Source organism: Egbenema bharatensis FJBBOT/2019 (assembly GCF_048077055.1).
GTDB classification, from domain to species: Bacteria; Cyanobacteriota; Cyanobacteriia; order Elainellales; family Elainellaceae; genus Egbenema; species Egbenema bharatensis.
The window spans coordinates 2,812,397-2,835,219 of record NZ_CP182236.1 but is presented as its reverse complement, the minus strand read 5'-3'; the positions used below and the strand labels follow the sequence as shown (position 1 = coordinate 2,835,219).

The window sequence follows — 22,823 nt, the reverse complement described above, 5'->3', positions numbered from 1 at the left end:
ACCAATATAGACTTGATCTACCAATATAGAAAAGTCATGCTACGTCAGCATAACGACTAAATACTGCAAAAATTGGCTTTCCATTTTCAGCAATGGATTGCTAGCCACTACATATTTCCGGAAGGTTGTTTTGCGTCAGCCGCAAACTGATGTTGAAAAGTCGCATAGAGGCTCGGAGAGTGATTGAACAGCACCAAACTCTGAAGCTGAGTCTTGAAGACAGTAATGCTTTTGTGGAAGCAATTCTCAATCCGCTGCAACCTAATGAAGCTTTAAAGCCGACTGCTTTGCAATACAAAAAATAATCTCAAGTTAGTGGTTCTCATGAATGGTGCTCCAAATTAACCTGCTTGATAACCGAACGCACATTCGTTTGAACTTTTGCTAATGATTCAATTGCTTGGGATGAATCTTGCTGCACTGCCTTGAGTAAATCTTGAGGGAGTGGGAGATGAGCAGGGTGGGGTAGATAGTATGAACATCACAAGTGTTTCCCGCAACTCGGATCAATACTACCTACCCCCAAGCTCTGTGTTCTTACCGCCACACTAATTTCATTGTGCCGGATCTTGGAGAAAAAGGGTTCCGTATTTTTACTAGTCCAGCCCGATCGATCGCGTAGAAGCACTGATTTTTCCCGGTGATCACCATAAAGTTTTCCGTAGGACAACGAGAAACGGTAGGGAACTTGTCAAGCGATCCAGGTTTCCAGGTAAAGTAAGGTCTTACGGCTGAATCTTGATCCAAAACTTAACAAAGTTTGCAGCAACCCATCTGCGATCGGATTTGGGAAGCAGGGTCTAGGAGCGGCTGAGTCACACGGATGGGGCTGATCAATTGCGCCTCTGTTTCCTCTGTTTAAAGTAGGGATGCTGATGTACAGAACGATTAATACTGCACTGGCTCAATTCCAGAAAAAACCGTTGCTTGCCTGGGGGTTTGCTGTCCTCTGGGTGCTGCTGATTACCGGGATTGTGGCGTGGTTGCAATTGGGGGGCGTGGGACTCATCGATGAAACTGAACCGCTGTTTGCTGAAGCAGCCCGGCAAATGACTGTCACTGGGGATTGGATTACGCCTTACTTTAATGGCGAAACCCGCTTCGACAAGCCGCCTCTGGTGTACTGGCTAATGGCGATCGCCTACAAAACGGTTGGGGTTAACGAGTGGTCGGTGCGCTTCCCTTCGGCCCTGGCTATCACTGGACTGATGGCGATCGGCTTCTACACCCTTTACCGCTTTGGTTTTCCTCGTCCCCTTAACCCTCAAACCCTGGATAACATCAATCCAGAAGGGCGAATTGCTATTCGCCCCTACCCGACTCTCGTTTGGTCTGCCCTCATTGGTTCTGCTGCGATCGCCCTTAATCCGCAAACCTTTCTCTGGGCGCGAACGGGGGTTTCTGATATGTTGCTCAATGGCTGTATGGGGATTGCCCTGCTCGCCTTTTTCTGTGGCTATGCTCAACTCGATCGCCCCAAGCTCCAATCTCGCTGGTATCTGACTTTCTACATCTTCAGTGCCTTAGCTGTTCTAACCAAGGGGCCGGTGGGAATTGTTCTGCCTGGATTGATCCTGATCGCCTTCTCGCTGTATATGGGAAATCTGCGGGTGCTGCTGCGGGAAATGCGGTTGATTCGGGGGGGATTAGTCTTCTTGCTGATCACGCTGCCCTGGTACATCCTGGTGACGGTCTTTAATGGGCAGGACTATATTGATTCCTTCTTTGGGTACCACAATGTGGAGCGGTTTACTAGCGTTGTCAATAACCACTCAGCTCCCTGGTACTTCTACTTTCTGGTGGTGCCGATCGCCTTTTTGCCCTGGTCAGCTCATTTGCCTGTAGCAATGGCGCGATTACGATTTTGGCGAGTGCAGGATTGGCGACAGCAGCCCCGTTCCCGTCAGCTTGGACTGTTTGCCCTGATCTGGTTTGCGGTGATCTTTGGATTCTTTACGATCGCCGTCACCAAGCTGCCCAGCTACACGATTCCCCTCTTGCCTGCGGCGGGCATTCTGGTGGGGCTGTTCTGGAGTGATCAACTGACTCAACCCCGTACCAGCAAAGCTGCCTGGATCAGTCATGGGGTGAATATCCTGCTGTTTGTTGTCCTGGTGGTTGCTACCTGGTATAGTCCCAACTGGCTGGGAGATGACCCGGAAATGCCGAATCTAGCCGATCGGATCCGGCAGTCGAATGTGATGATTAGCAGTGCGATCGTCTGGGGCATTGCAGCGATCGGGGGACTGATTTTACTCTTACGTCGTCAGGGCAACTGGCTGTGGAGTGTGAATCTGATTGGGCTGGCAGCGTTTATTCTGGTGGGCTTACTGCCTGCGGGGATTGTTGTAGATGCGGAGCGGCATCTGCCCCTGCGCCAACTTTCTGAAACGATCGTGGAGATTCAGCAGCCCAATGAGCCGATCGTGATGGTGGGATTCAGTAAGCCCAGCATTGTGTTTTACACGCAGCGACCCGTGATCTTTTTACCCGAAATCAGTCAGGTGCAGCGGGATTTGCGGCGGATTGCCGATCGCCCGGATACGGCAGACTCAATCCTGATCCTGGGGCGGGATGTCAAACTGCGAGAAGCGGAGTTACCCGAAGACAGCTATCAACCGATCGCTCAGCAGAGTGTCTATCAACTGGTGCGGATGCCGTCAGAGGTTGCCCAGACTTTGGGAGATGGTGGTTCAACCAGCGGTTCAACCAGCGGTTCAACCCTGATTGACTGGCAAAACTCCTAAAACCCTGATTCTTCCCTAGGTTGGGTAAAGCCGTTCCGGCATACCAGAAAAGCGATAGCGTAACCCAACAAAACATAGGCTGGTGTTGGGTTTCACGTTGTTCAACCCAACCTACGGGAAAAGATTTGTCTACAGTTGAACCCCTAGCCTGAAGGGTTGGGGCTAGTAGACCTTGGCGTGAGTTTAGCTACCGTAGAGCAGGCATCCTGCCCGCGCAGGCTAGAAGCCTGCCCTACAGATGGTCGGCATATTCAAGCCGCAGTGTACTAGACAAAATAATTGCTGACGTTTAAAACTGGAGTTTAGACTAATCACAGCAGAAATAGCCCAACCCCCTTATCTGGATTGAGCGAGACTGAAGATTGGGAAAAATTTAGTGGTTAAGCGGTCTTGTTCGCCACCTTCTTGGGTCTGGTGAAGCGCTTTTTGACCGTTGGATAGCGAATACGGCGGGAACGGGGTTGCCCTGGAGTCCACCCCGGTGACTTTCCGCGTGGTTTGGGCGGGGGGCAGGTGTGCCAATCAACGCTAAAACAGAGGCAAAGGCATTTGCGGTTCGTCCCGGAGATAGCTTAGCAGATGACTTTTGCCAGGGCAGGGGGGAGTCCTGGACGTGGCAACGAGCCAACCACAACTGCCAGGTGAGCAAGGGCATCAGATCGCTCCAGCGTTCGGATTGTTCGGGCGTTGCCAACTGGGGTAACGTCCAGTGCAATCGTTGCTTAGCGAAGCGATACCAGTGGTCAATGGCAAAGCGACGGAAATACTGTTGCCACACCGTCTCTAAGTCGGGTGGTGCTTGTCCCACCCAAATTAGCCACAAAGGTTTGGCGGGGTGGAGGGCAGAGTCATGGAGGCGTTGCAGTTGAATTAACCAGATCGTCTGGTTGGCAACGCGTCGCAGTCGCATTGATGACCACATCCGCACGTGTAATCGTCCCCACCGGGACTCTTCTACCTGGAGTTCGGCATCAGATGACCACCAGGTGGTGGCATCGTTAAGTTTGAACTTCTCCCCATACTGCCGAGGACGACCCGTTCCGCTATAAACAGGCGGTGGTCCATACAGTACTCGATTGGAACGCAACCGAATCAACTTGTCACAAGCAATATCCGCCGTACCATTGAGGAATGGGGCACAGCCATATTCGGCATCCCACAAAGATAAGGGACGAACCTGGAACTGCTCACACACCTGACGCAATTGCACTATTGCCTTGCTAATGGGGCTCTCTGCGCTAGTGATGCGTTCATGCAGCAACGGTAATGCCCAACTGCCCTGCTCCTCTGGAATCCACGCAATCGTACTATATCCTTGTCCCAACGTCACCGGTTTGGCTCCACTCATCGGAGTTGCTTGATGTTCATACGTCCGTTCTCGCAGGGTTTGTGCCTGTAACCTTGACCATGCCGTGTGGTCTCCCGCTAAGACAACCCGTTCGTCCTGGGGCATTTGCTCCAGGTACAACCCCATCCACTCCAGTCGAGGCGGGTTGCTATCCTGTAGGGCTTCATACAAACTCGGCCATTGGCGTCGAAAGACAGGGGCAACCGACAGTTCGGCAAAGGAGTACACACTGCGGCTCACTAGCACGGCATCCATCAGGTCGAAGAGAGCATCCTTGCCGTTGCCAATCAGCATGTAGGATTTATGTCGAAACGCCCTCAAGCGGTCAAAATTAGTCATGGTCAATCATTATTGATGCAACATGACCATTAAGCAGCCAAACCGTCGGGTTTGGCTGCTTTTCTTTCCCAATTAGTCTAAACTCCAGTTAAAACGCCCGCAGTGGTATCCTGGTTCGACCTTTGCAGTCCGGTGACATTGATCAGCATGTCTCGATTGGCAGCAAATCCCCGATCGTTGTCGTTGACGGCCAGGAAGGTCTGCTTCCGCCATTGAAAGACGACTGCTTCATTTGCCTTTAGCTCCTGGTTGCCTTTGCGCTTCTGGTTCTTATCCTCAAATGCTGCCTGCATACCTGCGCGTAAACTGCCGCCCTTGACTTTCCCCGCATTAAATAGTCCAGTGGGACGATCGCTTGTGGCAGGATTGTTGTCAAAGTCCAACTGAATCCGATCGCCCTCCATCACGTTAAAGTCCAGAATCCGATCGGGAGTTTGGAGCCGAGAATGGGCAAAGGCGGCCCGTTGGGAGCTTCCCGCATAGATGAAGCGATCGGCTCCTCCTCCCGCGGTGAGCGTATCAGCCCCCAGCCCCCCTGTAATTGAATCATTCGCATTACTGCCCGTCAGGACATCGTTGCCTGGAGTGCCTGCGATCGTGGTTCCGAGGGCGGGAGTGGTGCTGGCTTGAGGGGGAACCACTGAAGTTGGGGAAGCTGGAGTCTGGGAGGCTGAAGACCCTGTGCCAAACTCAACGGCTCCCACATCAGTCAAGCCATCCGTGCGGGCAAAGCCTCGTTGATCAACGGTAGGCGCACCAGATTTCACACCTTTATTGATAGCAGGACTGCCCGCCAGCAGGGCATGGGTTAACATCCCACCGCCGTTATCCTGCAATGCTCCTAACCTTGGATCCAGGAGGGTAATTCCAGGGGTGGCATTTTTGCCGTCCTTTTCTGGCGGAAATTGGATGTTGCCGCCGTTGTCCGTGAATGTGCCATTGGTGTGTTGTTGAATGCCCCAGGGGTTGCCACCGTTGGCTGCTGTGTTTTTGGACAAAATCGTGTTTTGCAGTGAGACTTTAGCCCCTCCAGAGGCACTGATGCCACCGCCAACCCAACCCGCCTGATTATTGGCGATCGTGGTATTGATTACCCTGGCATCACTGTAGAGCGCCATTGCTCCCCCCACCGGATAATAGTCTCTGCCGACCACCTTACCTGGAACCGTTCCAGGTGCTTTATTACCCGAAAAAGTGCTGTTGAGAATCGTTGCAGGGGCACCCATCACCCAGAGACCACCCCCCTGGCTGGATGCAGTGTTGTTAACAAAGGAACTTCGGGCGATCGTCAAACCCTTGTTTGGGGCATTGCTCATGACCACTAACCCGCCCCCATTGCCCCCATTACCCTGGGCAGAGCCTGCACCGTGTTGTCTTTAAAGGTAGTGGATTGGAGATTGACGCTGTCCTGGGGCCCCGTATAGAGATAGGCTGCACCCCCTTCTGCTTTACCCTGGTTGCCCTCAAACACAGTGTTGGTGATGCGAATGGTTCCAGATGGCTCATTGGAACTGCTGGCGCGATCGGTATACAGTGCTCCTCCATAGCCCCGCAGGGTCGGATTGCCTTTGCCCGTGTCGTACCGAGCCGCCAGCGTATTGTTGTTGATAAAGCGAGAATTTTCGATCGTCAGTTTGCCATTTAAGCTGTTGATGGCACCGCCGTTAATGCCCGTGTTATTGGTAAAGCTGCTGTTGCGAACGGTGAAATTGCCAGGACTGACGAAGGCGATCGCCCCTGCCCCGCGTTCGTTGTTTCCCGCAGTTGCTTTGTTGCCGTTGAATTGGGAGTGATTGACGGTGAGCTGATTTTCCCAGGCACTATAGATTGCCCCACCGCCCTGGTCGGCCACATTGTTTTGAAACTTGACTTTTTCGACCGTGATTTTGGCTTTATGCTCTCCCTGAATAGCTCCCCCTGTTCCAGACGTATAGCCATTAATCAGGGACAAGTTCTTGAAGGTAACTGTGGTGGGAAAATCCTGATTGGATTTGACTGCAAAGATGCGCGACTTGCTGTTGCCGCTAATGCTCAATCCGGGTGCAGCTGCGCCATCGATCGTGATGTTTTTTCCAGCCGCAATTTCAAGCTGGCCGCTGGTCAGGGTAATGGTTTTGTTGGCCAGACTTGACGCGAACTGAATCGTACTTCCGGCAGTGGCAGATGCGATCGCCGCCCGCAAAGAACCTGCCCCACTGTCCGCAGTGGTGGTGACAATAATATTCGCCATAGAGAATCGAAAAATCCTTTAATGGGTTGCGCGAATGGGTGCCCAAACTTGAAGAGGGACACTCATTATCGGTTAATTGAATACTGGTGATCTGATATGGGGTGGCGTGCTACAGGATTCACTGTTTCACCTGTGATTACAAGCAATCGATCTCGACTCGAAACAATGATTTTCTGGTAGCTGAACCCTGTTCTAACTAGAATGCCCAACTGGGGCAAAAAATTGATGAGAGGCGAAACTTTTTCCTCTCGATCAATTCGATCAACAAAACTTGTCGATCAATAAAACTTGGAGATGCCTGAATCACAGTAAGAGATCGATCGCCTCTGTTAATGTGATGAGAGTAACGCAAGGTTAGTGATGATGATCACGTCAGAAATGGATCGGGTCGGCGTTGGTTTTACGCTCTCGATTGAAAAAGATCTGGCTCTCCCGAATGATGGAAACCGTAGCGCAGGCATCTTGCCTGCCAGTGGGAATATCTAGTTGACTGACACAACTCTTGAAACGCCGATCCTCTTGTCGATTGGGTTGTAGCTTGCTTCTGCGGAACAGTACAACGTGTGAAACCCAATACCAGCCTACGCTCTGTTGGATTACGCTACCGCTTTTCTGGTATGCCGGAACGGCTTTACCCAACCTACGGGAGAATCGGGGTTTCAAAAGTTTTGTCAATTCGCAAGATTTAGATCATCCCAAATGCTTCAGTCATCCTAAATGATCCAGACATCGCTGCATTTCCTTTTGCATGGTTTGGCGATCGGCGGAGTAGCGTCGTCCGTGTCCGGGTAACACCCACTCAAACGAATAATCTGCTAACCGATGCATGGATTGAACTAACGCTTCCCAGGAATACCAGCAAACATCACGAAAGGCATAAAGCTGATGACGAGACTCTGACCAGGCGAGATGATCTCCTGTAAATAAAAACTTACTGTTGTACAGTAAAACTGTATGCCCTTTTGTATGACCTGGAACGGGAATAATCAGTAAATCAGAGGCAAGCTGGATCGGTTCCTGACCGGATAAGGGAATTTCAATCTCCTGAGTACTGTGATCTACATCATCCTCATGTAGAATCCGATCGCAATGGAAATGCTGCCGAAACTTTGCATGATCTGCGATATCATCACGATGGGTCAAATACATATACCGCACACCACCCAATGCCTCTAACCGCTTCACCAAAGGCGGCGTAAAGCGAGGCGAATCCACCAGCACATTCCCATCCGATCGCTGAATCAAGTAACTCGCAGCCCCATAGGAACTTTCAGCATGATAGCCGCAGTGGTAAACATTCTCAGCGATCGGAATTGGAAAGCTGGATTGCACCTGCCTCACATCCGCTGGTTTTTCAACGGTGCCAATGGATGCCGTCGGACAGGCTAACAATGCCTGCATGGCGCGTAATCGTTCCTGGGCATCGATCGGTTGATGATGAACTGCGGACTGGCTGCCGGTGCGACTGAACACTTCTGGAGCCATCCAACGGCAAGTATCACAGTCAATGCAGGTTGAATCAACGTAAAAATCCCCGCTCACGTTTGCAGAGCGTCGTCGGTTGAGGTGAGCCATTGGCATTCCTCCAGTCGGAACTTTGAGCGATACATCTATTGTGACGTTTGCCAAAGGGATTGCCCACAAGAGTTTCAGGTTATTTAATCCATGATCCTAAGCCAATAATCCGAGCCGTTTGCCGTTGTCTCGTGCTAACCGAATCCAATTCTGGCGACGAGTTCGATCGACTCCAAACTGGTTGCAGAATCGGGTAATGACCTGGGTGTGCAGGGCAATCGCCTTGCCGCGAAACCGAACAAATTCTGGATCACCCATCGATCGACGGACTAAAACAACGAGTGGTGCAAACATTGGCTTCTCCTGGGTACTGTGTGCTGATCTTGAATGCTGATCCTGATGCCGTGCTCTTGATGCTGTGCGCTGAGCTGGCGTACTGATTGGCTTACTGAGCTGGCGTATCACTATGGCATGACTTGCCTTGTAAACGGGGAGGCGAGCGGGTTTTTCCCCTGGACGCTCCCTGTCGCGCCTTTTGTAACCTTATGTGAATAAATATAACAATACTGTTACAATAGCGCAACATTTGTTGCGAGAAATCTGAAATGGCAGTAATGAGTTCCGGTTATTTATAGAGAGTTCATCACAGCACTCAACCACAATTAGAAAAACCTGATAACCTAATGCTGATAGATTAAGTATCCGTACCGAAAACTCGATCGAGTTTTTGGCATCCAAAATCCCCAGTGGTGCTTGGATGGGGTCTGAGCGGTTAGGACAGCAATGTCGATCGCGCTGGATATCCATTAGCCCTTGAGAATTTGGTTCGGCAGAGGTTGGAAATGGCGTTTTGGGAATTTCTGCTACAAAAAGAAGGCGATCGTTCCTGGTTGCCCCTGGAGTCTCCGCAGGTGGAGGTTCTGGAAGGGAAATACCGGGTGGTAGCGCGATCGAGTCGAACAGATACATCCGTGGAGATTCGGATTATTCACGATGCCACTGCTGAACTCCCGCCTGTCCGCCGGACGCAGAAACGACATGGCAAAACCAACCGCGAAGGGTTGATCGTGGTCATGCCGTTTACTCGCCTGCTACCAGGAACATGGCAACTCCGCTGTATGAGCGATGTGATGTCAGACCTGATGGGATCAGGGTGGGAATACGCGCTGCACCTGCACGTTCTGCCGATCGAGCCAGATATTCACGATGAGTGGGATTCGGATTGGGGTGAGGGTGTCACTGCCGCTGAAGGTGTTGGGTTCGATCCAGCTTCGGAGCTGTCTGCCCTACCGCAACCTGAACCGATCGCTGCCACAGAATCTCCGTCTGAAGCACCCATGTTCGCTGAGTTGCTCCAGAGTGACTCCACCCCAACTGAAGCTAATGGTGAAACCCTATCTGAAGAGTTCGCTGGGTCACTCACGAATAACACAAATAAAAGGTCGGAAACCCATTCCCCCTCAAGAACTTCGACTCAAGCGCAGCCTGATGGGCCAGATCATGCATCAGATCATGGATTAGATCATATATCTCCTGATGCGCCTCCAATTACGAGTGCGGGAGAAGCGTCTAATCTGTTGCCCCTTGTGCCTCGCTCCACAGACGATCGCCCTTCCTCTCTCCAGGAAACCGCAGCCCAGCCTGCCCAGGAAGTTGTTGATTCATTCCGGGAGTTGGAAAATTCGACGGAGGCAAGCGCACCCCAGCCAGTTGATCGGGCAATTGATCGTGAAAGCCGTTCTCCAGAACATTCTCTGGGTCTAGCTCGATCGCATCCAAACACTCTGCCCTTGCGGTTAGACCTGGGGCAGGAAACCTACGTGGCTCAGCGCGGACAAGCCGTTACTCTGACGGGGCAAGTGGCAAGCATTGATGAGTTGCTGACCTACGAGCTATTACCTGTGGAGTCGCTGGAAATTCGACTGTATGACCCCCGCACCTCTCGTATTCTGGTAGAAAAACGACAGCCCTTAACTGCGCGGCGGCTTCCCTTCCCATTTACCTGCCGTATTACTCTCCCCGAACATTACCAAACCTATCTGGTATTGGGGGAATTGGTGCTCTATGGAGCAGCTGATGGCGATGTGCCGCCGCCCGTTCTGGCAATCCAATCCTTCAACGTCACGACCGATCTGCACGAACTGATTGAAGCGATCGCCAATGATTACATCGTCACAGAGGATGCCGAGCTAGACCTCCCCCTTCCTCCCGAAGCAGCTCCAACCTCAGCCGAACGGGATCATCGTTCCAATGTTTCCTTTCCCACGCCCTCCCAGGCAATAGCACCAGAGATTTCCTTCAAAGCCTCATCCCAACAGCCCCTCCCCCCTCAACTTCACCCATCGTCACCGGAGCCATTCGATCGCCCCAATCGACCGCTGGAACTCCCCAGCTTTAATCAGGTGACGGCCGATGATCAGGAAGGAGAACCGTCGGATGCAGATGCACTTGACCTAAACCGTTTTGATTCTGAATCTTTAGATCCGTTAGACTCAGATTTGGACGACCCGATCGCTGCCAGTGCTACGGAATCTGGTGTGGCGGACTGGGGGGATAAAGTGGATCCGCTGGGGCAGGCAGCCGCCAATGCGCCCGGTTCCAATGCAACCGCCCACTCGCCCCTAGAGGCTGACCTCGATCGTCCGTCTAATCTGCCAGAATCTGAAGCATCAGGTCGAACTGGAACCGCTCGCCTGGTTCATCCTCCAGCCATGACGATTGAAACCTTTAAAGATGAGCCGATTCCAGATTGGGATACCAATTATTGGCAGTCTGAGCCAACCACCGCCACAGAGAAATCTGTTGCTGCAACCGCTGACTCTGCTGAACCCGATTCTCCCGAACAGGCTGCTTTCCGGGCTTTAAATCTTCAGGATCGATTTTGGGAGCGTTTACAGTCCCTTGTGGTTGATCGGGAACTCTCTCACTGGTTGGAAGTCCTGCAAGCAGAAGAAGTAGGGGAAATGGACGAGTCCGATTCATCCATTGCTGTAGAGGAGGGGAGCACCTTTCCGTTAGGCAAACTAAAACGTCGTCCGATTGGCAGAGATGCTCAGTTGGCAGCTCAAGAAGTTTTGGCAGAAGATGAGCTGGAGCTAGGTTCAACTCCTGCTGCTGCATCGATCGACTCTCACCAACCGGCAATGACGCTGGTGCTGCCGATCGATGAACCGGTTCCCGTTCCTGAGCTGAACGCTCCATCAGGAGAATTGACTGCCGGACAAACTTTAACGGTGACTGTCAAGCTACCTGACTCGCAGCCGCAGATTTTCGTCAAACTGTGGTTAAGTGAACGCCAGAGCCGCTCTATTTTGGATGCTCCCCGCTGGTTAACCGAATTTCTGCCCGATGGCTTTGGGGATTTGCTGACCCGAACGGAGTTGACCGTGCCCCACGGCTGCGTCGAGATTCAAGTTGAAGCGATCGCTGTTGAGATGGCGACTCAGCGTGAGAGCGATAAGGTAACGCTGGTGCGTAAAGTGATTCCTGCCAATTGGTCATCCTACTCATTTGATGAATTGGATGTTTAATTGAATTCCTCAATTCTAGGGCGTGTTTCTATCTTGACGGGCTAAAAATCGCTCGATGCGTTTGGCAATGTTTAGGATCAGGAATGCTAGCCCGACGCTGAAAATGCACATGAACCATAATCCACAGGCTGCGGCAACTCCCAAAGCAGTCGAAACCCAGATGGCGGCGGCGGTGGTCAGTCCGCGTACCCGCACCCGACTTGGTTTCGATCGCGTCACTTGAAAAATCTCACCTGCTCCTAGAAAGCCAATCCCGGTGGCAATCCCCTGGATAATTCGGCTGATGGTATCGGCAGTGTCTTGGACGAGTCCGGTCTGGATCGCAGTCATGACAAATATTGCAGACCCTAAGCTGACTAACATATGGGTTCGTAGTCCAGCGGGTTTTTCATCCACTTCCCGCTCTAACCCAATCACCCCTCCACAAAAAACAGCTAAACCCAGCCGGAGCATCATCTCCCACCAGGGCACAGGATATAACAGTTCAATTCCAGTCATCGTTTCCAGTCAATCGTTTCGTGAACTTCAGTTTTGTTTAACTCCAGTCTTCCCGTTGAGATGTGCGAGTGCGATAGACCTGAGCCGTTTGGTGAATTTGACGAGTTTTTTCAAACAATTCTTCTTCAGTCAACCCCCATTTTTTCAGAATACTCTCTAAATCGGTTTGGATATCCCTTGCGCCCGGAAAGCCCCGATAGCGAATGTTTAGCCGTGCCAGTTCTGCCAGGTTGTAGTCTGTTGGCTGCTCGTTGAGTAAAGTGTTTAGAATCTGGCGATCGTCGGTGTAGAGGGGATGTTGTTGGTCTTTGGGGGTGGAGTCGGGCATGGTCAGAGTCAAGGTATCAGGGTCACAGACAAAGGGTAAAGGAAAACCAGAGCCAGCGATCACTAGGGAGCACCAGCAATTCACTGCGCCCATGTTGCCGCTCTATTGTAGGTGGAGATGAACCGGGGGGAGAGGGAATTACGTAAACGCTTGTTAAGAATACTAACGATCAAATTCGCGGCTCTGTCAGTTTGGGAAGAGTTTGCTATAGTTTCGCCACATTACGCCAGACACTTCAGTTCGTGTTCCAGTCTGGATTGTCTTTTGGGGCGTTTCTACCCGATCGCTTCTAAAACTTTGTTCTACTCAGATCAAGACAGGTAAAGCAATGACGACAGAGCAACTCGAACCGTTCAGACAGATGGCCCGTTCCATCCGGTTTGCGCCCCACATTCCCAACCCGTCTGCCTACCAAAAGTTGACGGAGCCTGCCCGCTTGCCATCAATTCATCCTACGCCTCAACCGATCGCAAAACCAGTTCCGCCCCCGGAGCTACCCATTGATTTATCTGACCATATCGAAAAATTGGTGCGTGCTGCGGTCAGTCGTCCGACGGTGCTGCCTCTGGTGTATGGGGTGCAGGAGAATATTGGCGATCGCATTAGTCGGCTGCGAGACCAGGAACCCCCCTCGCCCAATCCAGAGATTTTCTTACCAAAGCTTCCTGCTCCGGCGATCGCGGCAGTGCCCCCGGTTAAAGCCGAGCCAGCCCAGATTGAGCCAGCCCAGATTGAGCCAGCCCAGATTGAGCCAGTCCAACCGATCGCGCCTGAGCCTGAGGTGATTGAGCCTGAGGTGATTGAGCCTGAAGTCGTTGAGGTGGCAGCAAAAGCGATCGAGGAATCGGCGAATCCCTCTGCTCAGACTTCATCTCAGACTTCATCGCCTGAACCCGTGGCAGAGTGGTTGGAAACGATGGCGAGTTATATGGAGCAAGTCACGCAAGAGTTAGCCCATCAAGAGGTCGAAGCCCAGGCGCAAGCAACTCAAGCGTTGACCTCTCAAGCGTCCTCTCAACCCGCTGCGGCTGTAACTCCCGTTGCCTCCACTGCCCCCGTTGCTCCAGCTAAAACGACCTGTCCCCGATGTGGTTCAGATCAGATTCGCAAAAATGGACGGCGATCGGGCAAACAAAAGTATGCCTGTAAAGCCTGTGGGCATCAATTCACGGATGTGTCTGTCCCAGAGCCAACGCCTTCCCCAACCCAATCAAAAACCCGATCAAAAACTCGATCGACTGCCCCAGCAAAATCTAAACCCAAAACCCCTGAAACATTTGTTGGCAGCAGTAAGCCCACCAAAAAGATGAACAAAAAATCAGGTACGGCAGCGAAGAAACAAAGCCGAGGGTTTGGAACAAAGGTAAAGGATTGAATGAACGCACAATCAAACTTACCCGCAACATGGGTGGGTTTGGTTCCCGTCAACTGCCTCCTTGAGCTTGCTGCAACCAGGCATACCAATCCGCCAATCCATCACCCGTCAGCGCTGAAATCTGAAAGATTTGCATCCTGGGATTCACCTGGCGGGCATAGGCTAAGCAGCGATCGACATCAAACGGCACATAGGGCAGCAGATCCGTTTTGGTGAGAATCATCACCTGGCTGGCTCGGAACATATGGGGATACTTAATCGGCTTGTCCTCCCCTTCTGTCACCGACAGAATTACGACCTTCGCCTGTTCGCCCAGATTGAACAACGCCGGACAAACCAGATTTCCCACATTTTCAATCATCAAGAGCGAATTTGGAGGCGGATTCAGGGTTTGCAAACCGCGTTCTATCATTGCTGCTTCCAGATGGCAGCCCGTCCCCGTATTAACCTGCACCACCGGACATCCGGTTGCTTGAATGCGTTGGGCATCGTTGGCGGTTTCCTGATCGCCCTCAATTACCGCGATCGCCATCTGATTTTGTAAATCAGTGATAGTGCGCGTTAACAGAGTTGTTTTTCCAGCACCGGGGGAACTGACCAGATTCAGGGCCAAAATATGACGCTGCTTCAGCCAGTCTCGATTGTGAGCCGCAATCCGATCATTCTTCGCCAAAAGTTTGTGTTCTAGCTCGATCGTGCTGCCATGCAGAGCGGCGTGTAGTTGGGTGACGGAATCAGAGGGCTGATCGGGATCGGGATCGGGATGATGATCAGAATGCGAGTGCTGATGGGGCTGATCGGGATGAGCATGGGATAGTTCTGCATGAGTCGCCGCAGAATGATCATGCCTGTGGGTGATCACAGAGCCATCTGGAAGCGTGTGAATATGGTCGTGCAAAGGTGCTTCGGCAGGTGCGATCGCTTCCATCACACCCGTTTGCAGATTGGTAAGGATGGGGTGGCTATCATCGGAGCAGCCGCAGGTTACACACATACATCCTCCATTTCCAGTTGTTTAATTAAAAGTTCTTCACCCTGGATAATTTGCAACTCCTGGCAGCCGCAATCGCACACACCAAAGGGCAACTCCAGAGGAATCTCCCGTCCGCATCGTTGGCAACGGCCCAATCCCGGTATCTCAATGATGTCTAACTGTGCGCCTTCTAATACCGTTCCCTGACAGCACACATCAAAACAGAAGCGAATCGCATCGGGCAGAATAGCGGTGAGTTGACCGACTTCCAGCGTCACCCGTTTGACTGGCATACCGTGGGCATATTCCGCTGCGATCGCCACAATATTTTGCGTAATTCCCAGTTCGTGCATCATCACCTCTCAACAAATACGGGGTAATTGATCGCCAACGAGCATATCAACGACTCGTTCAGTGCCAAAGGTGGTTCTTAGCAAAACGATTTCAGCGGGGGCGGCGATCACCTCACCGATAATGCGGCTCTGGTGTCCAGCAGGATGGGATTGCATTGCCGCTAGCACCCGATCAGCCTGCGATCGCGGCACAACCACAACCAGTTTTCCCTCGTTTGCCAGATACAGGGGGTCGAGTCCTAAAAGCTCACAGACTCCGTTCACTTCCTGCTGCACCGGCAAGTTCGCTGCGTGAATCCGAATTCCCACCTGGGAACTGGTCGCAAACTCGTTGAGAACGGTGGCTAAACCGCCGCGCGTGGCATCGCGCATGGCACGCACCTCTGGGCAAATATTGACAATGGCATCAACCAGTCCATTCAAGGGTTGGCAGTCACTCTCAATGCTGGTAGACAACGCCAGTTCACCCCGCGCCAGCAGAATTGTGGCCCCATGATTGCCCAACGTGCCATTCACCAGCACAACATCTCCGGGTTGAAGCTGCTGCGCCGAGGGAGAGACATCTGAGCGAATCACGCCAATTCCCGCTGTGTTGATAAACAATTGATCGGTTGCGCCCCGCGGCACCACTTTGGTGTCTCCCGTGACGATTTGTACGCCAGCCGCGATCGCCGCCCGTTTCATCGAGTGAACCACCTGCCGCAGCGTATCTACCGGCAACCCTTCTTCCAAAATGACGCTACAGGTCAGATAAAGAGGCGTTGCACCGCTGACCGCTAAATCATTAACGGTGCCGTTAATCGCCAGACTGCCGATATCCCCTCCCGGAAAAAATAGCGGATCAATCACATAGGAATCGGTGGTGAAGGCGAGGCGATCGCCCAGTTGCATTAAATCTGCCAACTGGAATCGCGCCTGATCTTCCAGGGAATTCAGGGCAGGGTTATCAAAAGTATCAATAAAAATATCCTGGATCAAATCACGCATGGCCTTGCCACCACTGCCGTGAGCCAAAGTAATTTCGCGATCGCGCAGCTTTGAACGCCGCGAAGAGGGTGAACTGGGGTTGGGCGATCGAGCCTGATTGAAGGGTTGAGACATCACATTCATTGCTCACTAGACCATTGCTCACTAGACCATTGCTCACTAGACCATTGCTCACTAGACAGTAGATGCCATAGAAATCCGACCATACTTGTAGTACGCTGCACAGGCTCCCTCCGAAGACACCATGCAGGCTCCAATCGGGTGTTCTGGGGTGCAGGCAGTGCCAAACACTTTGCAATCCCACGGTTTTTTCACCCCCTTGAGAATGTCTCCACAGGCGCAGACTTTGTGGTCGGCAACCTGACGATGGGGCAGGGTAAATTTGGCTTCTGCGTCAAACTGGGCGTATTCTGGCCGCATCTTCAAACCAGAGTTGGCAATTTCTCCTAAGCCTCGCCACTCAAAGCGATCGCGCATTTGAAATACTCGTTGCATGGCATCCAGAGCCACCGCATTGCCCTGGGGCTGCACACATCGCGTGTATTGATTTTCAACCTCACACCGTCCCTCGGCTAACTGTTGCAGCACCATCCAGATCGATTGCAGCAGATCTAACGGCTCAAATCCCGATACAACCAGCGGTTTGTGATAGCGCTGAGCAATTACCTGATAGGGTTCTGTCCCGATCACTATGCTGACATGCCCCGGCCCCACAAAGCCATCCAGTTGCAGATCAGGGTTGCTGAGTAAGGATTCCAGGGCAGGCACCACCAGAACGTGATTGCAGAACAGGCTAAAGTTTTCCACGGCTTCTGCTTCCGCCTGTAGCACTGTTAAAGCCGTACTGGGTGCAGTTGTTTCAAACCCAATCGCAAAAAAGACAACCTGACGATCGCGATTGGCTTTAGCCAGCTCCAGGGCATCCAGGGGCGAATAGACCAGGCGAATATCTGCACCCTTGGCTTTGGACTGCAACAGGCTGTACTGAGAACCGGGCACGCGCATCGTATCGCCAAAGGTAGTGAAGATGACGTTGGGATGATTAGCAATGGCGATCGCATCATCCAGTCGGCCTTTAGGCATGATGCAAACCGGGCAGCCTGGGCCATGAATCATTTCAATAGCAGGTGATAGCAGCTCCTCCAGTCCATACTTAAAAATGGCGTGCGTATGCCCACCGCACACTTCCATGATTTTGATCGGACGGGTTTTCTCGGCGGCTAAAGGTTCTCCTAAGCGTTTAATTTCCTGCAAAATTCCCTGTACTTTTTGAGGATCACGATATTCCTGAACATATTTCATTCGGATTCCCCTTTTTAACTCGCAGCGAAACGGACGGGAGGATTCAACAACGGCTTAATGTCAACCACTGGCAGCCATCTCTTGCTGAACGGCGGCTAACTCTTCTAACAGGCGTAGGGTTTCTGCGGCTTCTGCGGCATCAATCCGACTCATGGCAAAGCCAACATGCACCAGAACCCAATCTCCCACACAGGCTTCCACCGGATGCTCATCATCCACAATGCAAGCAATATTCACCTGCCGTTTGACACCCCCCACATCGACGATCGCTAACTGGTTCTCAACGTTCGTCAGTTCAACAATTTGACCGGGAATGCCTAAGCACATGGGAATCACCTCAAAGTCAGGAGCGAGAGCTCAGAAGCATGGAACGACCGCGTAGGGAACGGGCCGCTGCGATCGCCGCCTGACCCAGCGACAGCCCCCCATCGTTGGGCGGAACGCGGTGATGGGTGAGGACGGTGAACTGCAGGGCGGTGAGCTGGTGTTGCACCGCACAAGCCAAAATCTTGTTTTGAAATACGCCGCCGGTTAGGGCGACTTGGGTGAAGGTGTGGTGTTGATGGAGCTGTTGGACGAGTTGGGCGATCGCGCTGGCTAGCCCTAGATGAAATCGAGCTGAAATCAATCCAATTGGAACCACCTGTTGCAGGTCGTTTAGGAGTGCCAGCCACATCGGTTGGGCATTTAACTCCAGGATCGTTCCGTCTGCCTGGGGGATCTCGTGCCAGTAGAAGGGATAGGGTGACGTTTGCGCCAGATCCAGATCCGGGGGTTGAATGCAAGCCTCCAGTTGAATCGCCGCCTGCCCTTCATAGCTGACTTTTTCAGGACTCACACCAACCGCAGCAGCAACCGCATCAAACAAACGTCCAGCAGAGGAGGCTAGGGGGGCATTCAATCCTTTTTGCAGGAGTTGATCGAGCAGCGATCGCGGCTGTTTTTCCAGAAATTGCACACAGGGTAAATCACCATACTGGGTATATAGATCGTCCCAGGTCAAGGCCGCCATGAGATGCGCATAGGTATTGCGCCAGGGCTGATAAATCGCTTGTGTTCCACCCAGCATGGCGATCGGCTGGAAGCGGGCCAATCGCTGAAACTGGCGATAATCCGCCAACAAAAACTCACCACCCCAGATGGTGCCATCCTCACCCATCCCCAGCCCATCCAAAGCAATGCCGAGGACAGGGGCATTTTCTAGCGGCAGATCATGGTCTGCCATACAGGCGGCAACATGGGCATGATGATGCTGAATGGAGTGCAGCGGTAAGGATTGCTGCTCGGCCAGTTCCCGTCCTAATTTCGTAGATAGATATTCGGGATGGTGATCAATGGCGATCGCCTGCGGTTGCAGTTGAAACAAATCGAGATAGAGTTTCAGCGTTTCTTGATAGACCACAAAGGCTGCTGCCTGTTCTAAGTCGCCCAAATGTTGCGATAGAATGGCTCGTCCCCGCTCCATCAAGCAAAACGTGTTTTTGAGTTCGCTGCCCATCGCCAGAATCGCAGGAGCCTCAGCAAACCCAGCGGGTAAATGAATGGGGGCGGGAGCATATCCCCTCGCCCGTCGCAAAATTTGCGTCTGCCCCTCTACCACCCGCACCACCGAATCATCGACTCGATTGACAATATCGCGGTTATGCAGGAGCAGAAAATCAGCGATCGCCCCTAGTTTTTCTCTGGACTCATCGTTGGCAATACATTGCGGTTCATCACTCAAGTTGCCACTGGTCAGCACGATCGGACGGTTCATTCGCCGCAGCATCAGATGGTGCAACGGCGTGTAGGGGAGCATGAAGCCAAGGGTGGAGAGTCCAGGTGTGAGGGAGGGAGAGAGTGGGGAGTGGGGAGTGGGGAGTGAGGCTTCCCTGTTCTCCTGGCTTTGGACTCCTGGCTTCGGACTCCTGGCTTCGGACTCCTGCCTTCGCTCCAACAGCACGATCGGGGCCGCAGGGCTTTGCAGCAGTGCTCGTTCTGGCGCGTTGATGGCGCAATATTGCTCAATGACGCTGAGATCGCGGCCATCAGGGCCAGGGGCTTGTCGTAGCGGTGTTTGCGCTGGCGGAGAGTCTGGACAGCGGTTTCGTTAGTGGCATCGCAGGCCAGATGAATGCCGCCAATACCTTTGATCGCCACGATTTCACCCCGTTGTAAGAGGGTGCAAGCGGCATCTACATCGTTCATCATGGAAATGTCGGATACGATCGCCCGATCATTGGCCCGTTCTAACCAGGCATGGGGGCCGCACTTGGGACAGGCCACGGGCTGGGCATGGAAACGGCGATCGCTCACGTCCTCATATGCCTGGGCACAGTCTGGACATAGGGAAAAATGCGCCATGCTGGTATGGTGGCGATCGTAGGGAATGGTGCGGATGATGCTCAGCCGAGGGCCACAGTGGGTGCAGTTGGTGAAGGGATAGCGATACCAGCGACTAGAGGGATCGAGCGTATCACTGACACAGTCGGGACAGGTGGCCGCATCGGGAGCGATATCCGTCTGAACGGCACTGGACAGGCTGGGGACGATGTGAAAGCCGTGATAAACAGCCGATTCAACCAGGGGAGAACGGGCGATCGCGTCAATGCGGGCGAGGGGGGGGCATTCTTGCTGAAGCTGCTGCACAAACTGATCCAGAGCGGCTCTGGTGCCAATGGCTCGAATCAGTACCCCTTCGCCATCGTTAAGGACTTCGCCCCTCAACCCCCAGGTTATGGCCAGACGATACACGGTTGGCCGAAACCCGACCCCCTGAACCGTTCCCCGCACCCGGATCGTTTCAGCGATTTCTTCAGAAGAATCCTCTAGCGAGGGAGATATGTGATTGAGGCGGATGGTCATTGCCACCTCCACAGCAAGATGCGCTTAGTGTCAGAATCGGCGATCGCCATCGTATTGCCACAGGCAGGAAGATTGTAGGATCAGCCCCCACTCTTCCCTGTAGGCAGTCCGTCAAGGCGATTCTCACCTTTGCTTTGAAAATCAGCTTGGCCGATCACGGCATCGACAGCAGCATCTTGAAGCGATCGCAACTCAGACCGATAGTTCCATCCTAACAGACGCGAATTGGCTATACCGGCGACAATACGCTATTTCTCCGCATTTCCCCCCTTCCCTTCCCTCTTCCTACTTCCCCCTTCCCTCTTCCCACAACGCCTTATTCATCCAAAACGACTGCGTTTCGTACCCCATCTTTTGGTAAAGATCAATCGCTGCTTGATTCTGACAAAAAACCTGTAAACCAATCTGTCGATCGCCTCTGTCGATCGCCCATTCCTCCGCCTGGTGCAGTAAGGCCGAACCAATGCCCTGCCGTCGGTGATGGGGATGAACATACAGCAGCAAAATATAGGCATGGCGATCACCCCGGATTTGATCCATTACATTCCCTAACCAGAGACAACCCACCGGAGTACGGGTTTCGGATGATTCTACCCACCAGAGTGGTGTATCCGGAGAGAGGTAGCGATCGACTGTTTCCGCCAGATGGGAATAGCGATTGTAGGGATACAGTTCCCGATAGGTACGCTGCATGAACTGAAGCAGCAAAGCCCGATCAAGTCCTGAACCCGATCGCAGAATGTAGCCAGGAACAGAAAAATCAATCACATTAATCTGGCTCTTGCTGAGGTACGCCTAAAGATGAGTGCCTTCGATCGGCTCATCGGGAAAACCATTCACCAAAACCTCCAGAGAGGGAGCCGCACCGATCGGCTCAGAACCAGACGGAATCTCCGCCTGGGGAGCAGGTTCTACCTCCTCGATCGGAGCTGGCATCGCCATATCAGACGGCAGAAAAATCCGGGCACTCACTGCAAGCAGAGCCACCAGAAAAACCAGAACAATCAAAAACGGCGCAATGTACTGACGAAAAAAAGCCATAGTGGATTCAGACTCAACGCAGGAAACCGCTCAAGAACAGAGCATTAGACAGCCTCAAGTTTTGTAAAGCTGTTCTTCTATCCTACTATTCATCTCCCTTTAACCGCCGGTATACCTCTGCCAACGCCGATCGATCGCCAACATTACCAGGAAACAGGACAACAGGGAGATTGGGGAATTGGGGATGACGATCGGGGGTACGGACGATCGAGACTCCGGGGAGAATTTGCCCCAGCAGGCGCGCGGATTGGAGGGCTAACCCAGTACTCAGGACATCGTTGGAAGTAATGCCGCCTTTGCTGATCAAAAACCCAATCTCCGGTGGTAAACCCTGTACCACATCCATCAGCAGGGTAGAGACGGCCACCCCAAAATCAAGGCGGGTTTGAATATCCTTAAAGGTGAGTTCCTGGCGGCTGGTATAGATGACGGGGGTTTTACCCTGGGCGTGGGCCGTGTGAGCCCGATCGAGGGTTTGTTGTAATAGTTCCTGCCGTTGCGCTGGGGACTCCTCCAGCAAATGTACCACATCCACTTCGATCGCCTCAATGCCGTTTTCCTTCAGCAATTCTGTCAGCTGTTCTGTGGTTTTTTTGACGTGGGAACCAACAATCACAGCTCCGGGCTTGCCCTTACGGGTGTAGGTTGCCATTGCTTCTGGGGCAACGGGTTGAGGGGGCAGTTTTGCTAAGGCCGTCAGGAGACTCGCCGCACTGCGGAACAGAAATCGTTTCCCTTGAGCAGCAGCAGCCAGGACATCCGAGGCAAACTGATCCATATCTGCCTGGGTTTCGGCATCAACGGCAACACACTGATTATCCTGCAACTGCATCAGGCGATCGAGGGTTCCGGCTCGAATCTGATCCAGCAAAAACCGTTCTACGGCATTGGAATGGATTCGTCCCTTTGTCTTTTCTTCGACATAATCGGGCAAATAGCTGTAGGAATAGCCAAATACCGAGTCCTTGGCAAATTCTGTTTCATGGACTGGCACAGGTACACCGTCCACCACCAGATAATGCACACTGTCACGGGTAAAGCGTCCCCCCTCAAAAAAAGCAGGAGTCAGAAAATGGGCATCAAAGTCACCCAACTCCTCAGCAATGGCATCGGTTTCGATCGGGTAATGACCTCTCAAAGTCGAGTCCGATCGACTGACGATCAGGAAATCCTGAATCTGTTCAGCGGCGATCGCCTGTTTCAAGTTCTGGCAAACTTCTCGCGTCGTGTTCAGGGCTTTGTCTGGTGTTAAAGCCCGCGTATTGGTCAGAACAAAGAAAATCGGAGACTCATCGGCCAATCCTAACCGCAGGGTTTCAACATCCCACTGCATTAACAGCAGGCAGCTATGCACCGTTTGCGAGCCGGTGGGGTCGTCGTCTAAAACAATAATCTTGGGGTTAGAAGTCATGG

Annotated in this window: 20 protein-coding genes and 2 pseudogenes; 6 read left to right on the top strand and 16 right to left on the bottom strand. The window is 52.6% G+C overall.

Annotation, left to right across the window (positions count from 1 at the left end; genetic code table 11):
• The first annotated feature begins 149 nt into the window (after nucleotides 1–149).
• The gene (locus tag ACM1PF_RS13100; protein WP_416675133.1) at nucleotides 150–305 is read left to right on the top strand and encodes a type II toxin-antitoxin system TacA family antitoxin; all 156 of its coding nucleotides are present in this window, start codon (nucleotides 150–152) and stop codon (nucleotides 303–305) included.
• Nucleotides 306–875: 570 nt separating this feature from the next.
• Nucleotides 876–2,747 carry an ArnT family glycosyltransferase gene (locus tag ACM1PF_RS13095; protein ID WP_416675131.1) on the top strand — a complete coding sequence of 624 codons (1,872 nt, stop codon included), beginning with the start codon at nucleotides 876–878 and terminating at the stop codon, nucleotides 2,745–2,747.
• 380 nt (nucleotides 2,748–3,127) lie between these two features.
• Here the strand turns inward: ACM1PF_RS13095 and ACM1PF_RS13090 are convergent.
• The 3 genes and pseudogenes from ACM1PF_RS13090 to ACM1PF_RS13080 all read right to left on the bottom strand — a co-directional run bounded on the left by ACM1PF_RS13090 (nucleotide 3,128) and on the right by ACM1PF_RS13080 (nucleotide 6,664).
• Nucleotides 3,128–4,434 (bottom strand): annotated as a pseudogene (locus ACM1PF_RS13090) (NF041680 family putative transposase).
• Between the two features lie 77 nt (nucleotides 4,435–4,511).
• Nucleotides 4,512–5,750 carry a choice-of-anchor Q domain-containing protein gene (locus ACM1PF_RS13085; RefSeq protein WP_416675129.1) on the bottom strand — a complete coding sequence of 413 codons (1,239 nt, stop codon included), beginning with the start codon at nucleotides 5,748–5,750 and terminating at the stop codon, nucleotides 4,512–4,514.
• A gap of 5 nt (nucleotides 5,751–5,755) precedes the next feature.
• Nucleotides 5,756–6,664 (bottom strand): hypothetical protein, encoded by a 909-nt coding sequence (locus tag ACM1PF_RS13080; protein WP_416675126.1) that lies wholly within the window; start codon nucleotides 6,662–6,664, stop codon nucleotides 5,756–5,758.
• 360 nt (nucleotides 6,665–7,024) lie between these two features.
• Between ACM1PF_RS13080 and ACM1PF_RS13075 the strand changes: the two genes are divergently transcribed.
• Nucleotides 7,025–7,150 (top strand): hypothetical protein, encoded by a 126-nt coding sequence (locus ACM1PF_RS13075; protein WP_416675123.1) that lies wholly within the window; start codon nucleotides 7,025–7,027, stop codon nucleotides 7,148–7,150.
• Between the two features lie 222 nt (nucleotides 7,151–7,372).
• Here the strand turns inward: ACM1PF_RS13075 and ACM1PF_RS13070 are convergent, their stop codons facing one another.
• Entirely contained in the window at nucleotides 7,373–8,239 is an 867-nt protein-coding gene (locus tag ACM1PF_RS13070; protein ID WP_416676641.1) for an MBL fold metallo-hydrolase, read from the bottom strand.
• A 96-nt stretch (nucleotides 8,240–8,335) separates the two neighbouring features.
• Nucleotides 8,336–8,533 carry a cyclic electron transport protein PGR5 gene (gene pgr5 / locus ACM1PF_RS13065; protein WP_416675121.1) on the bottom strand — a complete coding sequence of 66 codons (198 nt, stop codon included), beginning with the start codon at nucleotides 8,531–8,533 and terminating at the stop codon, nucleotides 8,336–8,338.
• Nucleotides 8,534–9,021: 488 nt separating this feature from the next.
• On the opposite strand from pgr5, the gene ACM1PF_RS13060 reads away from it, so the two are divergent.
• Nucleotides 9,022–11,709 carry a hypothetical protein gene (locus ACM1PF_RS13060; RefSeq protein WP_416675119.1) on the top strand — a complete coding sequence of 896 codons (2,688 nt, stop codon included), beginning with the start codon at nucleotides 9,022–9,024 and terminating at the stop codon, nucleotides 11,707–11,709.
• A 15-nt stretch (nucleotides 11,710–11,724) separates the two neighbouring features.
• On the opposite strand, the gene ACM1PF_RS13055 is transcribed toward ACM1PF_RS13060, so the two are convergent.
• Together ACM1PF_RS13055 and ACM1PF_RS13050 are read right to left on the bottom strand one after the other, a co-directional pair.
• Entirely contained in the window at nucleotides 11,725–12,207 is a 483-nt protein-coding gene (locus ACM1PF_RS13055; RefSeq protein WP_416675116.1) for an MgtC/SapB family protein, read from the bottom strand.
• A gap of 37 nt (nucleotides 12,208–12,244) precedes the next feature.
• Nucleotides 12,245–12,535 (bottom strand): DUF3288 family protein, encoded by a 291-nt coding sequence (locus ACM1PF_RS13050; RefSeq protein ID WP_416675113.1) that lies wholly within the window; start codon nucleotides 12,533–12,535, stop codon nucleotides 12,245–12,247.
• A gap of 328 nt (nucleotides 12,536–12,863) precedes the next feature.
• Between ACM1PF_RS13050 and ACM1PF_RS13045 the strand changes: the two genes are divergently transcribed.
• On the top strand, nucleotides 12,864–13,910 hold the full coding sequence (locus tag ACM1PF_RS13045; RefSeq protein ID WP_416675111.1) for an IS1/IS1595 family N-terminal zinc-binding domain-containing protein: 1,047 nt from the start codon (nucleotides 12,864–12,866) through the stop codon (nucleotides 13,908–13,910).
• Between the two features lie 49 nt (nucleotides 13,911–13,959).
• Here ACM1PF_RS13045 and hypB read toward each other — a convergent pair whose 3' ends face one another.
• The 6 genes and pseudogenes from hypB to ACM1PF_RS13015 all read right to left on the bottom strand — a co-directional run bounded on the left by hypB (nucleotide 13,960) and on the right by ACM1PF_RS13015 (nucleotide 20,369).
• Nucleotides 13,960–14,904: a hydrogenase nickel incorporation protein HypB gene (gene hypB / locus ACM1PF_RS13040; protein ID WP_416675109.1), complete on the bottom strand. Its 945-nt coding sequence runs from the start codon at nucleotides 14,902–14,904 to the stop codon at nucleotides 13,960–13,962.
• A complete protein-coding gene (gene hypA, locus ACM1PF_RS13035; protein ID WP_416676640.1) occupies nucleotides 14,895–15,236 on the bottom strand; it encodes a hydrogenase maturation nickel metallochaperone HypA in 342 nt (113 codons plus the stop codon). The genes hypB and hypA overlap by 10 nt, the downstream gene beginning before the upstream one ends.
• A gap of 9 nt (nucleotides 15,237–15,245) precedes the next feature.
• Nucleotides 15,246–16,337 carry a hydrogenase expression/formation protein HypE gene (gene hypE, locus ACM1PF_RS13030; RefSeq protein WP_416675107.1) on the bottom strand — a complete coding sequence of 364 codons (1,092 nt, stop codon included), beginning with the start codon at nucleotides 16,335–16,337 and terminating at the stop codon, nucleotides 15,246–15,248.
• A gap of 60 nt (nucleotides 16,338–16,397) precedes the next feature.
• The gene (gene hypD / locus ACM1PF_RS13025; protein ID WP_416675104.1) at nucleotides 16,398–17,525 is read right to left on the bottom strand and encodes a hydrogenase formation protein HypD; all 1,128 of its coding nucleotides are present in this window, start codon (nucleotides 17,523–17,525) and stop codon (nucleotides 16,398–16,400) included.
• Between the two features lie 60 nt (nucleotides 17,526–17,585).
• Nucleotides 17,586–17,852, bottom strand: a complete 267-nt coding sequence (locus ACM1PF_RS13020; RefSeq protein WP_416675103.1) for a HypC/HybG/HupF family hydrogenase formation chaperone — start codon at nucleotides 17,850–17,852, stop codon at nucleotides 17,586–17,588.
• A 16-nt stretch (nucleotides 17,853–17,868) separates the two neighbouring features.
• Nucleotides 17,869–20,369: pseudogene (locus ACM1PF_RS13015) on the bottom strand (carbamoyltransferase HypF).
• Between ACM1PF_RS13015 and ACM1PF_RS13010 the strand changes: the two are divergent.
• Nucleotides 20,369–20,584 carry a hypothetical protein gene (locus ACM1PF_RS13010; protein ID WP_416675100.1) on the top strand — a complete coding sequence of 72 codons (216 nt, stop codon included), beginning with the start codon at nucleotides 20,369–20,371 and terminating at the stop codon, nucleotides 20,582–20,584. The pseudogene ACM1PF_RS13015 and the gene ACM1PF_RS13010 sit on opposite strands and share 1 nt — an antisense overlap.
• A 70-nt stretch (nucleotides 20,585–20,654) precedes the next feature.
• On the opposite strand, the gene ACM1PF_RS13005 is transcribed toward ACM1PF_RS13010, so the two are convergent.
• From ACM1PF_RS13005 to ACM1PF_RS12995, 3 genes are all read right to left on the bottom strand, one after another.
• Nucleotides 20,655–21,137, bottom strand: coding sequence for a GNAT family N-acetyltransferase (locus ACM1PF_RS13005; protein WP_416675098.1), 483 nt, complete (start codon nucleotides 21,135–21,137; stop codon nucleotides 20,655–20,657).
• Nucleotides 21,138–21,164: 27 nt separating this feature from the next.
• Entirely contained in the window at nucleotides 21,165–21,410 is a 246-nt protein-coding gene (locus tag ACM1PF_RS13000) for a hypothetical protein (RefSeq protein WP_416675096.1), read from the bottom strand.
• Between the two features lie 85 nt (nucleotides 21,411–21,495).
• On the bottom strand, nucleotides 21,496–22,821 hold the full coding sequence (locus tag ACM1PF_RS12995; protein ID WP_416675093.1) for a four-carbon acid sugar kinase family protein: 1,326 nt from the start codon (nucleotides 22,819–22,821) through the stop codon (nucleotides 21,496–21,498).
• Nucleotides 22,822–22,823 lie beyond the last annotated feature (2 nt).

Excerpts from the sequence above, each read along its gene's own strand:
- ACM1PF_RS13100 (WP_416675133.1), top strand. The coding sequence starts at position 150 with ATGTTGAAAAGTCGCATAGAGGCTCGGAGAGTGATTGAACAGCACCAA.
- ACM1PF_RS13095 (WP_416675131.1), top strand. The coding sequence starts at position 876 with ATGTACAGAACGATTAATACTGCACTGGCTCAATTCCAGAAAAAACCG.
- ACM1PF_RS13085 (WP_416675129.1), bottom strand. The coding sequence starts at position 5,750 with ATGAGCAATGCCCCAAACAAGGGTTTGACGATCGCCCGAAGTTCCTTT.
- ACM1PF_RS13080 (WP_416675126.1), bottom strand. The coding sequence starts at position 6,664 with ATGGCGAATATTATTGTCACCACCACTGCGGACAGTGGGGCAGGTTCT.
- ACM1PF_RS13075 (WP_416675123.1), top strand. The coding sequence starts at position 7,025 with ATGATGATCACGTCAGAAATGGATCGGGTCGGCGTTGGTTTTACGCTC.
- ACM1PF_RS13070 (WP_416676641.1), bottom strand. The coding sequence starts at position 8,239 with ATGGCTCACCTCAACCGACGACGCTCTGCAAACGTGAGCGGGGATTTT.
- pgr5 (WP_416675121.1), bottom strand. The coding sequence starts at position 8,533 with ATGTTTGCACCACTCGTTGTTTTAGTCCGTCGATCGATGGGTGATCCA.
- ACM1PF_RS13060 (WP_416675119.1), top strand. The coding sequence starts at position 9,022 with ATGGCGTTTTGGGAATTTCTGCTACAAAAAGAAGGCGATCGTTCCTGG.
- ACM1PF_RS13055 (WP_416675116.1), bottom strand. The coding sequence starts at position 12,207 with ATGACTGGAATTGAACTGTTATATCCTGTGCCCTGGTGGGAGATGATG.
- ACM1PF_RS13050 (WP_416675113.1), bottom strand. The coding sequence starts at position 12,535 with ATGCCCGACTCCACCCCCAAAGACCAACAACATCCCCTCTACACCGAC.
- ACM1PF_RS13045 (WP_416675111.1), top strand. The coding sequence starts at position 12,864 with ATGACGACAGAGCAACTCGAACCGTTCAGACAGATGGCCCGTTCCATC.
- hypB (WP_416675109.1), bottom strand. The coding sequence starts at position 14,904 with ATGTGTGTAACCTGCGGCTGCTCCGATGATAGCCACCCCATCCTTACC.
- hypA (WP_416676640.1), bottom strand. The coding sequence starts at position 15,236 with ATGCACGAACTGGGAATTACGCAAAATATTGTGGCGATCGCAGCGGAA.
- hypE (WP_416675107.1), bottom strand. The coding sequence starts at position 16,337 with ATGTCTCAACCCTTCAATCAGGCTCGATCGCCCAACCCCAGTTCACCC.
- hypD (WP_416675104.1), bottom strand. The coding sequence starts at position 17,525 with ATGAAATATGTTCAGGAATATCGTGATCCTCAAAAAGTACAGGGAATT.
- ACM1PF_RS13020 (WP_416675103.1), bottom strand. The coding sequence starts at position 17,852 with ATGTGCTTAGGCATTCCCGGTCAAATTGTTGAACTGACGAACGTTGAG.
- ACM1PF_RS13000 (WP_416675096.1), bottom strand. The coding sequence starts at position 21,410 with ATGGCTTTTTTTCGTCAGTACATTGCGCCGTTTTTGATTGTTCTGGTT.
- ACM1PF_RS12995 (WP_416675093.1), bottom strand. The coding sequence starts at position 22,821 with ATGACTTCTAACCCCAAGATTATTGTTTTAGACGACGACCCCACCGGC.